At 61.7% G+C, this 14721-nt stretch carries 11 protein-coding genes; 4 read left to right on the forward strand and 7 right to left on the reverse strand.

Translation table 11 applies throughout. From position 1 onward, the window contains the following. Nucleotides 1-120 precede the first annotated feature (120 nt). On the forward strand, nucleotides 121-702 hold the full coding sequence (locus tag ACFPN2_RS02280) for an NADPH-dependent FMN reductase (RefSeq protein ID WP_380594555.1): 582 nt from the start codon (nucleotides 121-123) through the stop codon (nucleotides 700-702). Nucleotides 703-815: 113 nt separating this feature from the next. Beyond that, nucleotides 816-1595 (forward strand): hypothetical protein, encoded by a 780-nt coding sequence (locus ACFPN2_RS02285; RefSeq protein ID WP_380594557.1) that lies wholly within the window; start codon nucleotides 816-818, stop codon nucleotides 1593-1595. Here ACFPN2_RS02285 and ACFPN2_RS02290 read toward each other — a convergent pair. From ACFPN2_RS02290 to ACFPN2_RS02320, 7 genes are all read right to left on the reverse strand, one after another. Beyond that, nucleotides 1570-1953, reverse strand: coding sequence for a phosphopantetheine-binding protein (locus ACFPN2_RS02290; protein ID WP_380594559.1), 384 nt, complete (start codon nucleotides 1951-1953; stop codon nucleotides 1570-1572). The two genes, ACFPN2_RS02285 and ACFPN2_RS02290, sit on opposite strands and share 26 nt — an antisense overlap. Nucleotides 1954-1974: 21 nt before the next feature. Further along, entirely contained in the window at nucleotides 1975-3336 is a 1362-nt protein-coding gene (locus ACFPN2_RS02295; protein ID WP_380594561.1) for a hypothetical protein, read from the reverse strand. Between the two features lie 34 nt (nucleotides 3337-3370). After that, complete coding sequence (locus ACFPN2_RS02300) at nucleotides 3371-4786, reverse strand: serine hydrolase domain-containing protein (protein ID WP_380594563.1); 1416 nt, start codon at nucleotides 4784-4786, stop codon at nucleotides 3371-3373. 106 nt (nucleotides 4787-4892) lie between these two features. Continuing rightward, on the reverse strand, nucleotides 4893-5111 hold the full coding sequence (locus ACFPN2_RS02305; RefSeq protein WP_380594565.1) for a hypothetical protein: 219 nt from the start codon (nucleotides 5109-5111) through the stop codon (nucleotides 4893-4895). Continuing rightward, complete coding sequence (locus tag ACFPN2_RS02310) at nucleotides 5104-8265, reverse strand: multidrug efflux RND transporter permease subunit (protein ID WP_380594567.1); 3162 nt, start codon at nucleotides 8263-8265, stop codon at nucleotides 5104-5106. The genes ACFPN2_RS02305 and ACFPN2_RS02310 overlap by 8 nt, the downstream gene beginning before the upstream one ends. Further along, a complete protein-coding gene (locus ACFPN2_RS02315; protein ID WP_380594569.1) occupies nucleotides 8249-9394 on the reverse strand; it encodes an efflux RND transporter periplasmic adaptor subunit in 1146 nt (381 codons plus the stop codon). Before ACFPN2_RS02315 ends, ACFPN2_RS02310 begins: the two co-directional genes overlap by 17 nt. Next, nucleotides 9391-12258, reverse strand: coding sequence for a TonB-dependent receptor plug domain-containing protein (locus ACFPN2_RS02320; protein WP_380594571.1), 2868 nt, complete (start codon nucleotides 12256-12258; stop codon nucleotides 9391-9393). The genes ACFPN2_RS02315 and ACFPN2_RS02320 overlap by 4 nt, the downstream gene beginning before the upstream one ends. 365 nt (nucleotides 12259-12623) lie before the next feature. Between ACFPN2_RS02320 and ACFPN2_RS02325 the strand changes: the two genes are divergently transcribed. Both ACFPN2_RS02325 and ACFPN2_RS02330 read left to right on the forward strand, forming a co-directional pair. Further along, on the forward strand, nucleotides 12624-13607 hold the full coding sequence (locus ACFPN2_RS02325) for a LysR family transcriptional regulator (RefSeq protein ID WP_380594573.1): 984 nt from the start codon (nucleotides 12624-12626) through the stop codon (nucleotides 13605-13607). Next, nucleotides 13604-14710: a HupE/UreJ family protein gene (locus ACFPN2_RS02330; RefSeq protein ID WP_380594575.1), complete on the forward strand. Its 1107-nt coding sequence runs from the start codon at nucleotides 13604-13606 to the stop codon at nucleotides 14708-14710. Before ACFPN2_RS02325 ends, ACFPN2_RS02330 begins: the two co-directional genes overlap by 4 nt. Nucleotides 14711-14721 lie beyond the last annotated feature (11 nt).

Consider the following 14721-nt stretch of genomic DNA (forward strand, 5'->3'; position numbering starts at 1 on the left):
AAAAAGTGCCTACCGCTCAAAAAAGTGCCTTCTTGCGGCCGCCTCTCGCAGTACTCATCCTAGCGTCAGTTCTGAAAAGTAACCAGGCCACCATTGTAGCCCACGCAAGCAGAGCACATCATGACCGTCATTTCCGTCATCGTCGGCAGCGTTCGTCAGGGACGTTTCTCAGAGAAATCCGCCCGCTGGATCCTCGATCATCTGAAGAGGCGCGAAGGCATCGACGTGCGCTTGCTCGACCTCGCCGAGTACCCCATGCCCTTCTTCGACGCCCCACTCCCGCCCGGAATGCCGGGCCGGCCAGCCTACGGGCCCGAGGTGGTCAAGCGTTGGACCCAGGCAATCGCAGCGTCCGACGGCTTTGTCGTGGTGACACCGGAGTACAACTACGCGCCGCCCGCCGTACTGAAAAACGCAATCGACTGGGTTTATCAAGAATGGCACCGCAAGGCCATCACCTTCGTCGGCCACGGCGGCGTCGGCGGCTCACGCGCCATTCAGCAACTCCGCGAGATCAGCGTCGAACTTCATCTCGCCCCCGTCCGTCACGCTGTTCACATTCCCATCGCCGCCGTGTACGCGCATTTCCAAGGCAAGGATGTCTCCCCGCACCTGGCCGAGCTGGATGGCGCTGCCAATCAAGCGATCGACGACTTGTTGTGGTGGACGAAGGCGCTGAAGACTGCACGGGAGAACGTGTGACCGCTTAGTGCCGATACGCGCTGACGCGTGCCTCAAGCGTCAGCGCGTCGTAACGTCAACCCGCCCCGCGGCTCCTCCAGTATGATGGCGGACCTGAGCAAAGGAGGCGGACGATGTCGGCGATCAGGCTGGGATTCACTCTCGGGGCGGTGTTACTTCTGACGATCCTGGCAATCGCACTGCTCGCATTGACGGGAACGCCTGCATTTCAGGGTCAGGTTCGTGCCGAGGTCGTCAAACATCTGCTGCAACTGTCGGTGGTCATCGTCGTTGGCGGCGGCGTTGCCGCCCTGTACAAGACATTTGAACACGGCAGAGATCGTGCAGCGAAAGCCCGGGATGAGGCTGCGCGTCAAGCTCAGTTGCGAGCACAAGCCCACGAGGACTACATCAAGCGCCTCGGCAACCTGTATCGGGCCATAAAATATTCGCGCCGAAAGCTGCGAACCGCCGGCATTGGCTTGAGCCTCGCGGAGAATGCTTCTCTGACCAAAGATCAGCAGGCAGCCATCAACCGCGAGATGGCAGATATCAACTCAGGACAGCTCGAGCTCGAAGGCATGATGCTGGAGTCCGAGCTGCTGCCCGGATTCATGGCTGTTCGCCCTCTCGCACAGCACCTGCATGCCATGGAGGACTACCTTCGCGAGTTGATTTCCGAACACGAAGTGTGGGTCCCCAGGGCGGGGGCAGGTCGCTCGATCCAGCTCAATGAGCTGAGCCGACTACACGAGTTCGTCTCACCGGTCGGCGCACCGATTCAAGAGCCGCGGTTCCTGACTTGTTTCACTGAGCCCTACACTCAATCCCTCATCGCGCTCAGCGAGTCCATCGCCGCCGCCACACCTGATCCGGCCCAAGCTGCACTCATTTCGAAGCCCGGCCGAACCTGATCTCATCGACATGAGCGCAGAATTGTCGCAACTCCGGAAAGTGGAAAATCGCGACCATGGCCACTTCGATGCCGAACTGACGTTTCACCTGCGCGATCACTCTCAGGACCATCAGAGAATGACCGCCCAGCTCGAAAAAATTATCGCCGCGGCCGATTCGGGCGATCTTCAATGCGTCGGCCCAGATATTGGCCACCGTTCTCTCGGTCTGTGTCGCAGGCGGGACGAACTTCCTGAGCAATAAGTGATGCTCCGGGCGAATCGCAGCTTCGATCTCACCCAATTTGAGCGCTGCGGAAGCATCCAACAGGCTGGAGGCCCCCACCGAAAAACCAGAATCTCCATCACCGGCAGCCATGGGTCACCTCCCTTCAAACGTTCAGAGCGCCCCGATATCCACCATCAGCTTCCCATCCGTCCCAATGCGCGAAGTCATCACACCGGACGTCGGGTTCGTATCGCTCAGGATGTGCTTCTCCACGGAGTTGCCAATGATCTTCTCAACGATCACCTCGTAACTCCAGCGCAGATTGCGTGCTCCGGTTGGAAGCGGGGGCTCGTATTTGAAGAGGAAAGATCGCTGGCGAATGCCCTTGGTCTTCTGCTGCTCCGTGTGCGGGGGCGTCACGGTGGGGGCGTACTTTTCCGCGTGCAGGGCGCCGGAGTAAGCGAGGCAGCCTGATCCTTTGCAGTTGCAGATCTTGCCGACCAGCAAATTCACGCAGTCGGTTCCGCAGGCCTGGAAGTGCGCATCGACGACGATGGATTTGTCGCTGGTCTGTCTCGTGCCGTTGACGCCCGAGCCGCAGCGTGAGCAACTCACGCCGGGGGCCGAATAGCCCAGCAGCCGCGAGTCATCCGGCACCTTGAACTCCTTGGTGACGTTGTAGTTCGCATTGCAGTCGTCGTTGTGTTCGGTCCAGTTGTAGGGAATATCGTAGGTGGTGGGAACTTCAACGTTGGCCGCGATACTTGCGGTCACAGTGACTTCAGTCGTGGGAACGACCCGGACCGCGGCCGAGAGCGGCCGGCCGTCCTTCTCGCTGTCCCAGCACGTGACCCAGAGATTCGTGCGCACACGCTGCCGGGGTGTCAGCGCAACCGAGATCGAATGTTCCGCAGTGAGATTTGCAAAGACACCGGCGGGCAACGGGATGCGAATCTCATTGTCGGATCGGGCGAGCGGCTTGACTGCAATGCTCTCGACCAGAATCGCGGGCTCCGCTCCGATTGCCAGAAAGTTGCCGCGCAAAGTGACTTCCCGAACGTCGTTCGCGGCGACACGCTCAGGCTTCACGTAAATGACGCGGGGGACTTGAGAGCGACAAGGCAAACCGTAGAGGCTGTTGTAGGCCAAGATGTCAGCTTCGGCGAGACTCATCTTGGCAGTCTCGCCGACGCGGTCCACGACATCGTTGGCGGCCTGGTTCATCTGTGCCACGACAGCGCGTGCATCGGCGAACAGTTTCTTTTCCTGATCGTCGAGCTTTTCGAAGGTGTATTGCAGCTTCTGGCCCAGGCGCGAGTCGAAATCTGCAAGCAGCGAGCGCGCGTTGCCGGTCAAGCCTTCGCCGATCGATTTGACGTTCCCGGTCTGATTGCTGAGCGCGGTATCGAGACGTTCGATGGCATCCACCAGCGCCTGCCTGACGGCCGCCACCGTCGCGACGCCTTGAGCCGTGGCATCGCCAGCGCAGAAGATCAGTATCGCCAGGGCCGCAAACAGCGATCGAAATTTCATATTCTTATTCTCCTGTAACGATCGACGAGCCCCCTCAGTGCAGCGGCATGCGTGCGGAGAAGAACTCCACCATGAGCTCCGCCGCCGGGGGATCGAAGTTACTGAGCCCGACCAGGACATAGCCCAGCTCGGGGTAAATCCTCAGCTCACCGTTCATTCCAGGAGCGCCCCCGACCGCTCCATAGAAACGTGTGGCGCCCTCGCCTTGAACGGCGAAGCCATAGCCAAAACCGCCGTCACTGCTCTTTGAAGACGTTGCAGTTGCAAGCAGTCGCTTCGGAATGAGCTTCCCGGCCTCGAGGGCCTGCGCGAAACGTAACAAGTCGCCAACGGTGGAGTAACCGCCGCCCGCGGCCATGCCACGAAATGGCAGTGAGCTCGCGTTCGACACCAACCGACCGTCTTCCTTGGTATATCCCAAAGAGCGAGCAGGAACGACCTCCGACTCAGGCAATGAGCCCGTCGATTGCATGCCAGCCTTGGCATAGATGTGTTGCTGGACATAGTCGTAGTACGACATACCGCTGACGGCCTCGATCAAACGACCGAGCAGCACAAAGCCATAGTTGGAGTAACTGATCTGAGATCCGGGCTCGAAGTCGGGCCCGCGCTTGCCAAACAGCGCCACGTAATCGGCATGCTCTTTGAGTTCTAACCGGTGAGCATCGAACTCCGGGCCGAAGATGTCCCCGGTTCCACCGGTATGCGTGAGCAGATGGAGCAATGTGACTTTGGCTGCGACTTCACGATTGGGATAGTCCGGCAGATATCGTCCGACGGTCCCCTCCAGCGACAGTTTGCCGGCGTCCACGAGCTGCAAGACGGCAACCGTCGTGAACATCTTGTTCATCGAACCCAGACGGAACTGTGTCTCGGTCGTTGCCGCTCGCGACGCCCCGCGATCTGCATATCCCCAGGCCTGCTGGAGCAGAGTCTGCCCACTCTTCGCGAGCAGCAGTGCGCCGGAAAATTGATCCGCTGCGGTCTTCTGAGTGGCCCGTTCTCTGAGCGCAGCCAACGCGTCAGCCATCGCCAGTCTCGGCACCGCGAACTGCGGCGGCAGCGCGGTGGGACGAAGCTCCATGATGAGGTTATCGCCGAGCCCGTCGCCCTTGAGGGTCAGCTCGAAATACATCCCCCGTTGGGACTCGACCTCCCTCGCCAACGCCAGGAGATTGTCAGGGGCACTCCGCTCCAGCTGCAGCAGTTCGAGGCCACCGGTGTACTCACGAAACTGCAACAGCCCGTCCACGTCGCCCTTACGCGCGTACTTCTGATTGAAGGCGGCCATTTGTTTCGGATCGGCCGAGTTGAACGACGTGAGCCAGTCCGCGAACGCCTGCCCCGCCGGAGTCTTGGGAATCTCAGGTTGAGCGAACGCGGGCAGGCAGATCAGGAGCAATGCGAGGAATAGAGACGATGCACCGAGCTTCCTTCGATGGTGATTCATCAATAATCCTCGCCCCGCGTTTATGAGAATTCCGGCGCCGCCTGGGATCGGTGCACTATGTTAGTACAAGGTTATGTCTCCGTGGAAGAAACATAGGCAGTAGCCGTCAGCGCGGCAACCGCAAAGAAATACCTTGCATGCCCGCCTTGTTTCTCACGGCGGAAGTCGTGCGCCTGAGCGCAGCGGCTATGGCATTCAGCGGGGTACCGGTGGCCGCCAGCTCCCGCAAACGATGCAGATCATCGCTCGACCATTCATTGCGCCGGCTGCGACGGGAAAAGCTGGGGGCGCGATAGCTGGATCCGAGGCTCGACAACTCATTCACTCTCAAATTTCTCCGCAAGGATCGACGGGAACGGGCCTGTCTCGTACACGCGGCGGGCAAAGAGGCGGTCGAGCCAGAGATAGATAACGGGGGTCGTGTAGAGCGTCAGCAGCTGGCTCACCAGCAACCCGCCGAAGACGGCGATACCAAGGGGCTGACGTAGCTCAGACCCCGTGCCGAAGCCGAGCATCAGTGGCACGGCGCCGAGCATCGCGGCCACCGTCGTCATGATGATCGGTCGAAACCGCACCAGACAGGCTTCGTGAATGGCCGCCGTGGGTGAGGCTCCAGCGCGCTGACGATCGAGCGCGAAGTCGACCAGCAGAATGCCGTTCTTCTTGACGATGCCGATCAGCAACACCACGCCGATCAGCGCCATGATGGAAAAATCCTGGCCCACGGCCCACAGCGCGAAAATCGCGCCGACGCCCGCCGAGGGCAGCGTCGAAAGAATCGTCAATGGGTGCACGAAGCTCTCGTACAGCACCCCCAGGATGATATAGACCGTGACCAATGCGGCCAGAATGAGCCAGGGCTGGGTGGCCAGTGCTTCCTGAAACGCCTGCGCGTTGCCTTTGAATGTTCCCTTGATGGTAGCCGGCGCGCCGACCTCCGCTTCCGCCTGCGCGATCAATTCGACCGCGTCGCCCAGTGCGATGCCCCGGGCCATGTTGAAAGAGATGGTCGCGGAAGGAAACATGCCGTCGTGAGTGATGCTCAGCGGACCGACCGACGGCGGCTCGACTCGCGTCACCGCGGCAAGCGGCACCATCCGACCGGTCGTCGGCGAGCGCAAATAAAAGTGCTGCAAGCTGTCGGCCCGGCTGCGCTGTCGCGGGTCCGATTCGAGGATGATCTTGTATTGATTGATCTCGTTCTGATATTCGCTGATCTGGCGTTGGCCGTAGGCGTCGTACAGCACCTGATCGATATCTTCCGCCCGCAGCCCGAACCTGGCAGCCGCGACCCGGTCGATGGTGAGCTTGGTCACGGCCGCGCGCAGTTGCATTTCATTGGACACGTCTCGGAACTGCGGCATGCTTTGTAACTTGTCCGCGAGTCGATTGGCCCACTCGCCCAGCTCGCCGCTGTCAGCACCGCTCAATACATATTGATACTGCGAGCGCGAGCCCCGCCCGGCGAGGTTGATATCCTGCTGGGTGCGCAGAACCAGATTGATGCCGGGCACCTGGTTCAGTTGCGGGCGCAGCCGCTCGATGAGCTCTTCCGAAGACACGTCCCGATCGCTTCGGTCCTTCAATACCAGATAGAAACGTCCGTTCGCCAGATTCGGGTTGGGCGGAGCCGCGCCGACCACGTGGCTGATCGCCTGGATCGCTTCGTCCCGACTCAGGATCTGAGCGAGGGCCTGGTGTTTTTGCACCATGCTGGAATAGGAAACATCGTCGGCGGCCCGCGAGGAGCCGACGATGTAGGCGGTATCCTGAAGCGGGAAGAATCCTTTGGGCACGAACACGTAGCCCGCGATCGCGACACCGAGCGTCGCCGCGAATCCAGCCAGCACGACGCGCTGATGACCGAGAGCCCAGCGGAGCCCGCGGCCGTAGGCCGCAACCAACCGGTCGCTGAAGCTGGTGGTCTCAGGCGAATGGGCCGGCAATGGTTTCATGAAGCGCGCGGCCAGCATCGGTGCGAGGGTCAGCGATGCGATCACCGAAAATACGATGGCCGCCGTGAGCGTCGCGGCAAACTCACGAAACAATCGGCCGACCACTCCGCCCATCAACAACAAGGGAATGAACGCGGCAATCAGCGACAGGCTGATGGAGACGACCGTAAAGCCGATCTCCGCGGTGCCTTTGAGCGCCGCTGTGAGCATTCCCTCGCCCGCTTCCAGATGTCGATGAATGTTCTCGACCACGACGATGGCGTCGTCGACCACGAACCCCACCGCCACGACCAGCGCCACGAGGGTGAGATTGTTGAGACTGAATCCCGCTACATACATCGCGGCAACGGTCGCGACCAACGCGACGGTCAACACGCATGCAACGATGATGGTCGCCGACAGCTGCCGCAGGAACGCGCCCATGACGAGAACGACCAGCACGAACGTCACCGCCAGCGTGAGCTGCACTTCATGCAGAGACGAGCGGATCGTGCGCGTGCGGTCGTTGAGCACCGCGAGATCGACACTCGCCGGCAAGCGCTCGCGAATCGCGGGCAATGCGGCTTGCACCGCATCCGCGGTGGCGACGATGTTTGCTCCGGGCTGGCGCCGGACCATGATGTAAACGCCGGGCTTGCCGTTCTGCCAGGACGCGATGTAATCGTTCTCGGCGCCGAGCGACACCTTGGCGACATCGCGCAGAAACACCGGCGCGCCTTGTCGGTAGGCCACCACCAGATTGTCGTAGTCCGCCGGTCGAAAGATTTGATCGTTGGTGGCCAGCGTGGAAACGCGACCCTCGCCGTAGATCGCCCCCTTGGCTCGATTGACGCTGCCGGCTCGCACGATCTGCCGCAGATCAGCGAACGTCAGTCCCAGCGCCGCCAGCTTCTCGGGCGAAGCCTGCACCCGGAGCGCCGGCTTGCGCTGACCGTAGATATTGACCTCCGACACGCCGCCAATCTGACTGAGCTGTCGCGCCACGGAGGTTTCCGCGATATCGCTCAGCGCAGTCAGCGTCATGACCTCCGACTGCATTCTCAGGCCGAGAATCGGGCTGTCGTTGGGATTGGATTTTTTCCAGCTGGGCAGACTCGGCAATTCCGCTGGCAAGCGCGCGGCCGCCCCGTTGATCGCGGCCTGAACTTCCTGCGCGGCCGCGTCGATATCTTTCTCGAGCTCGAACAACAGCGTAATCGAGGTACGCCCGAGCGAACTGCTCGACGTCATCTCACGAATCCCGGGCACGCCGCTCAGTTGCACTTCCAAGGGCGTCGCCACGGACGACGCCATGGTTTCGGGGCTCGCGCCCGGCAGCGACGCGCTCACTTCGATCGTCGGCAGGTCGACTTCCGGAATGGGCGCGACCGGCAACATCGGATACGCGACGATGCCGAGCAGGATCAGGCCGATCGTCAGTAACGTCGTACCGATGGGATGAGCGATACACCAGCTCGAGATCGTCGCTCGCGCCAGGCTTGCCTGGGCACGACTCATCGGCGCGGGCTCAGGTGCCGGCGACATGTTCTTTGCCGCTGGTTGTCGATGGCTTCACCTTCGCGCCCGGCCGGAGCCGCGACTGTCCATCGATCACGATCAGATCGCCGGGCACGACGCCGGTGGCAATGACCGCGATCTCGTCGTCGAGATAACTGGTGACCACCGGGATCGGCTCGGCGACCGCATCCTGCACGCGATAAACAAACGGCCCTGCCAATCCTTGTTGGATCGCATGCGCCGGCACGACGGTCGCGCCCGCGCTGGTCCCGGTCTCCAGCTGCAATGTCACGAACTGTCCCGGCCAGAGCTCGTTACTTGCGTTGTCGAACTCCGCACGCAGGCGCAGAGTGCCGGTCGCGGTATCGATCTGGTTGTCGACTGTGGTCAAGCGACCTTGCGCCAGCGGCGCACTGCCGTCGCGATCGAAAGCAATCACCTGCATCCGCCGACTTGCTTTGGAAACATCGCGCAAGCGTGGCAGCGCTTCTTGCGGCAACGTGAACATGACCGAGATCGGATTGACCTGAGTGACAGTCACCAGGCCCTGTTCGTCGCCGACTTGCACCAGATTGCCGGGATCGATCCGGCGAATGCCCACGCGACCGCGCACCGGCGAACGAATCTCGGTGAATGAGAGCTGCACGCGTTGTGCTTCGATGCGCGCTTCGCTCGCCCGAATCGCCGCTTTGAGTTTCTCGACCAGCGCTGCCTGCTGTTCTAGCGTCTGGCGCGGCACGATACTACGATCGCTCAAGCCGTTGTATCGAGCCAGGTCGAGCTCGGCGATGCGAAGGTCGGCCTCGGCGCTCGCCTTCTCCGCCTGCGCTTGGGCTAGCGCCGCCTTGATGGTGCGATCGTCGATCCGCGCCAGCAACGTGCCGCGCTCGACCAGCGCGCCTTCGTCGAACCGCACCTCGGTAATCGTGCCGGAGACCTGCGGCCGAAGCACGACGGTGTGCAGCGACTGAACCGTGCCGATCGCCGAAATGCGCTGAGGCACATCCCGCCGCTCCACTTCGGCAACCGTCACAGGCACACCGGAACCGCCGCCGGGTGCGGCGGCAGGCTTTGCCGAGGTTCGTGCGTAAAACCAAACACCGGCGGCGAGCAGCACGACCGCACCGATCGCCGCCGTCCGAGATCCGTTCGTCATGAGCCCCAGTCGATACGAAAGCCGATGCGGAAGGTGCGGCCGAGATAGTCGTAGAGCGCCCGATTGATGCCCGGCTCGACGTTGCTGCTGTCGCCGGGGCCGAGGCCGACCACCACCGGATCCTTGTCGGTGACATTGTTCACCTTGAAGAAGATCTGGTTTCGCAAGCTCTCGGTTTGCATCGTCCAGGCGATGAAGGCGTCCAGATAGAACGCGCCGTCGATGTGGTTGGTGTTGATGGTGCGAGCCAACGCCGTCGACTGCGGGCAGCCCGAGGTGCACTCGATGTATGTATTGTCGTATGTGCCCGAGCTGATGCCGCGCCCGGTGAATTGCACCGTCAGCTGATCCAGCGTGTAGGCCGCCGACAATCGATACTGCCAATCCGGCGGACCGCCGTTGGTGTTCTGACCGGCACGATCGGTCGTCGGGTCGACGCCGTTGTTCGAGGACATCTCGATATAGTGCGTGGCCAGCGAGCGCACTGTGATATTGCCGGGCAAGGAGCTGCCCAGATCCGACAGCGCGAAGCGATAGCTGGCCTCCAGGTCGAGACCGCGCGCCCGCTCGGAAACGAAGTTGAACGGGCTGTTGGTGATGATCAGCTCATTACCCGTTTGCGACGTCGGATCGCGCGTGAAGGCGGCACAGAAGGTCTGATTGCCGTCATGGCACCGATCGACGATATCTTGCGCCGTCACCATGCTGATCGCGTCTTCGATCTCGATGTCGTAGTAGTCCACCGAGAGCGCCAGGCCAGGCACGAACGACGGCTGATAAACGACACCGAGCGTCAACGCATCCGCCTTCTCCGGCTGCAGCTCGGTGTTGCCGATGGTCGTTTCCGTAAAGCGTTGCGCGATCCCGCCGAAGAATGGATCCGAAAGCGAGTTGGTACGCCGCCGCCCCGCCTGATACAACTCTTCGAGATTCGGCGCGCGAATATCGCGAGACAGGGTCAATCGCGTGCGCAGGTCCGCAAGCGGCGACCACGCGAGGCCAGCTTTCCAAGTCGTCACAAAACCAGACGTACTGTAATCCGTGCCGCGTGCCGCACCGTTGAACTCCAGGTGCCAAGGCAGCGACACGAGCGTTTCGAGGTACGCTTCGCGCACGTTGTAGTCGCCGAACGTGGGCAGGAAGTTGCCGACGATCCAGCCTTCTTGATACTCCGGAGCGACGTAACCCGAAATCTCTTCGCGCCGATATTCGACACCGAAGGCGACGCCGATGGGATCGAGCCAGGGATTGCTCACCTTGGTGCTGAAGTTGAGCGCCGCCACGTCCTGCTCGAATTTCTGTGTGCGCTCCGGATGGCCCATGAAATAGGCCAGCGCCTCCGGACTGTTAACGCCGATGCCCATACGATTGAACGGCACGCAGCCATTGCCCGGGTTGGCGATCGAGGAACGACAAACGATCTCGCCCGTGACCGGATGGAACACCGCGTCTTGCGCCAGCCGCAGCCTCGCCGTGTTGGCGGAATACAAGCGCTCATCGGCATCGGTGACGCCGTGCTGATAATAAGTATCCCACTTCCAGTCGCTACCCAGCAGGAAGGAGCCCTCCGCGCCCAGCACGAAACGTTTCACCGTGCGCTCGTTGTCGCTTTCGCGAGTCGGAATGTCAGCGTTCGAGGAGCCCAGATTGAATTGATTGATATCCGCGGACGGCAGCGCGTTGTATTCGGCGATCCGCTGACGCACGGACGCGGGGATGAACGCGTTGTCCGCCATGATGACGATCGTGCCCTTATCGGACTGCACGCCGCCCCACTGCTTGGCACTGTTACGATTCCACGATGCCTCGGCGAACACGGCAGTGCTATCGGTCAGTTCCCACGATAGACGTGTAAACACGCCATCGCGATCGCTCTCGGGCTCGAGCGACGTGAGCTGGTTGGATTGCCCCAGCTCCCAATCGCCGCCGACAGTCCAAGGATCGCGCGTGGCTCCGTACGCGAATTGATTGACCGAGCCACCCACGCCGAAGTACGTGCCACGCAAAGCGGTGTTCGTAATGATGCCGCCGGGCGTCATCACGCTCTGACCGGCATGGTTGGTGACGAAATATTCGGGCGCGCCGTTGCCGGCCTGGTAAGCGGGGTTGTTGACCATGTACCAGCCGTCATCCGCCCATTCGCGATGCATGCCGTAGATGCCGTCACGACGCGCGGACTCCGCATTGAACAGCAGATGTCCGCGACCGTCGGCGAAAGGCATGCCGGCGGTCGCCGTCGCCTGCCAGTTCTCATCGTCGCCATACGAGGTTTCGCCGCGCTCGATGTTGAACTTCACGCCGCTATAGGTTTTATCGAGGATGAAGTTGACGACACCGGACACCGCGTCGGAGCCATAGGTGGCCGAGGCGCCGCCGGTGACGATCTCGATGTTCTTGATCAAGCCTTGTGGAAACGTGTTGATGTCCACCGTGCCCTGCGCGAGCGAGCCCACCGAGCGGCGGCCATCCAGCAACACGAGGGTGCGCGCATTGCCGAGCGAGCGAAGATTCACCGAGCTGATGCCGGCCGCGCCATTGCTCAAGCTTCGATTCGCAGTCGAGGGTGCGCTGCTGCCCGCCACGGACGGCAGCTCGTTGACGAAGTCGGCGATGTTCGGCTGGCCCGACGACAGGATGTCCGCCTCTCCGATCACCGTCACCGGCGTGGGCGTTTCGTAACCGGTTCGCGCCAGGCGGCTGCCGGTGACGACCACATCTTCGATTGCGCCCTGCTCATCGGTCACGGGCGGTGTCGTCGTAACTTCCTGTGCCACGAGCGGCGTAGCGATGGTCAAGGCAAATAAAACATTCAGTCCCTTGATTGAGTCGCCGATCCTCCTGATCTTTGGAACTGAATCGATCAACGGCGCAATCCTCACGTGCAAAGCGGTACAGCTGCAAACGCTAGCAACACTCGCGCCAGAGCGGCATGAAAAGGCCGTTCGAGTGCATAACGATGGGTTATACGCACCGTACTCGCGCCTGCTGCCCGTGCCTCGCACTGTTTCGTTGCAATTTCGTCGGGTCGTGAGACTCCAAAGAGTGCATGAGCGCGCCGCTGACGAATTTTTTAGGGCACGCCCAAAAAATCATGCGCGCCGTGACGTTGTGACAATGTACGGACAGCTCGAGTGCGAGCGTCGACGCACGATCTCGGCTGCGCGTTGCTGCGTGGCATGAAAGCTGCAACTTCGCTTGCCGTCCCACACGCGGCAATTCGGGGAGTTGCATGCAATCGACATTGCGCGATACCAACGCCGACCTCGCTCCATTGGGGGTCATGCATCTGCGCTACATCGAAATGTTCCAGGCCATCCTGCAGGCAGGAACGTTGACCGATGCGGCCTCGCTCTTGAATATTTCACAACCCGCGGCCACCAAGTTGCTCAAGCAAGCGGAGCGCCGGCTCGGCTTTCCTTTGTTCGTGCGCCTGAAGGGCCAGTGGCACCTCACTCCCGAAGGACGCCTGTTGCAGGGACAAATGGAGCGCATCTTCGAAGAGCTGCGCGATCTGCAGCGGCTCGTGTCCAACATCGCTCGCGCCGATAAGTATCCGTTACGCGCAATCAGCACGCCGACGCTCGCGAACGCCATCATTCCCAAGTCGCTGACCCGTCTGCGACAGACGCTCGGGCAATCCTCGGTGGAACTGTCCACACAACACTCCCCCGAGATGCTCAAGTCCATCATTCTTCGCGAGGCCGATGTCGGCATTACTCTGCAAGAGCTTTCGCATCCGGACATTCGCTGCGAGCATCTGTGCGAGGGGCCGCTGGTGCTGATCGCGCCCAAGGACACCTGGTCGCGCACCGCCGCCTTGCAGCCGATCTCGATCGACTCGCTCGCGAACTCCACGCTGTTGGGCATCACACGCGCGGATCAACTGGGCCGCCAGCTGCAGGCCTATCTGGAACAGCTCGATCCGCCGGCGCGCATCTCGACGTGGGTGCAGACGTATCAGATCGCCAAGGACATCGTGTGCAGCGGCGAGGGCCTGGCACTGGTCGATCCGTTCACCGCCGTGTCGGCGGGCGCCGAGCTGCAGACCCGCGTGGTCGAGCCCATCATGAAGATCAACCTGTATGCGGTCTATCGCGCCGACGGTCCGCTCAACAGCGTGCAAAAGGCCTTCGTGCAGTCGGTCAAGACGATCGCCACGGAGCTGATCAGCTTTCTAAGGAACAGAGAGCGCCGCCTGCACTCCGTGCAATGAGTCGCCTGTTCGCGATCCTGCTGCTGTCGCTGACGGCGGCTGTCGTGCACGCCCAGTCGGCGCACGAATCCTTGCTCACGTTGCACGTCGATCAGGCGCGCATCCGCGGCGAGTGGCAAGTGCCGTTACTCGATCTCGATGCGGCCCTGGCCCTCGACAGCAATCGCGATGGCGAGATCGCCTGGCCGGAAATCGAAGGTCGCCGTAAAGACATAGAAGAGGCCCTGGATGCGAACCTCCGCATCCTGGCCGACGGCGAGAACCCGGGGGTGCACTTCGACAAGCTCACCTTCGGCACGCGCAATGACGAACCCTTCGTGCTCTCGGAGTTTTCCGCCGTCGCCGCCCACCCCATCGACGCCCTCGATGTCGACTACACCCTGCTCTTCGAGCAACGTCCTGAACGCCGCGCATCGTTGAAGATCATTTGGGAAGGCACCGGCTCGCAGCGAGCCGAAATCACCGCACCCGGCGGCGCCACGATTTTCACGCGTGCCGATGTGACGCGGACAGCATTCCTCGAGCTGCTCAAATCGGGCGTCTGGCACATCTGGATCGGCTACGACCATGTGCTGTTCCTGCTGGTGCTATTGATTCCCGCCGTGCTCAGACGCACCGAGCATGGGCGCGAAGCCGCCACCGATTTCGCCGGACCGTTTCTGCGCGTGATCGCGATTGTGTCGTCCTTCACCGTCGCGCACTCGATCACATTGAGCTGCGCCGCCTTGGGTTGGATCGTACTACCGGCTCGACTCGTCGAATCGGCGATTGCCGCGTCGGTCCTCATCGCCGCGCTCGTCAATCTTCTGCCGCGGACCGCTGGCGCGAGCGGCGTCTGGATCGCCTTCGGATTCGGGCTGCTGCACGGCTTCGGTTTCGCCAATGTCCTGAGTGAAGTCGGTGCGGAAGGCGAGCCCGTCTTGCGCACGCTGCTCGGATTCAATCTCGGCGTGGAGCTCGGGCAGCTTGCGATCGTCGCGGTCTTTCTGCCCATCGCTTATCTGCTGCGCGGGACTCGCTTCTACCGGACCGGCGTGTTGTATGGCGGCTCGTCCGTGGCAGCGGCCTGCGCGATGTTCTGGCTGTGGCAACGCGCGTTGTGAACGATCGATAG

The organism is Steroidobacter flavus, assembly GCF_042651805.1.
In the GTDB taxonomy this organism is placed as follows: Bacteria; Pseudomonadota; Gammaproteobacteria; order Steroidobacterales; family Steroidobacteraceae; genus Steroidobacter; species Steroidobacter flavus.

Excerpts from the sequence above, each read along its gene's own strand:
- ACFPN2_RS02315 (WP_380594569.1), bottom strand. The coding sequence starts at position 9,394 with ATGACGAACGGATCTCGGACGGCGGCGATCGGTGCGGTCGTGCTGCTC.
- ACFPN2_RS02330 (WP_380594575.1), top strand. The coding sequence starts at position 13,604 with ATGAGTCGCCTGTTCGCGATCCTGCTGCTGTCGCTGACGGCGGCTGTC.
- ACFPN2_RS02310 (WP_380594567.1), bottom strand. The coding sequence starts at position 8,265 with ATGTCGCCGGCACCTGAGCCCGCGCCGATGAGTCGTGCCCAGGCAAGC.
- ACFPN2_RS02290 (WP_380594559.1), bottom strand. The coding sequence starts at position 1,953 with ATGGCTGCCGGTGATGGAGATTCTGGTTTTTCGGTGGGGGCCTCCAGC.
- ACFPN2_RS02285 (WP_380594557.1), top strand. The coding sequence starts at position 816 with ATGTCGGCGATCAGGCTGGGATTCACTCTCGGGGCGGTGTTACTTCTG.
- ACFPN2_RS02295 (WP_380594561.1), bottom strand. The coding sequence starts at position 3,336 with ATGAAATTTCGATCGCTGTTTGCGGCCCTGGCGATACTGATCTTCTGC.
- ACFPN2_RS02280 (WP_380594555.1), top strand. The coding sequence starts at position 121 with ATGACCGTCATTTCCGTCATCGTCGGCAGCGTTCGTCAGGGACGTTTC.
- ACFPN2_RS02325 (WP_380594573.1), top strand. The coding sequence starts at position 12,624 with ATGCAATCGACATTGCGCGATACCAACGCCGACCTCGCTCCATTGGGG.
- ACFPN2_RS02300 (WP_380594563.1), bottom strand. The coding sequence starts at position 4,786 with ATGAATCACCATCGAAGGAAGCTCGGTGCATCGTCTCTATTCCTCGCA.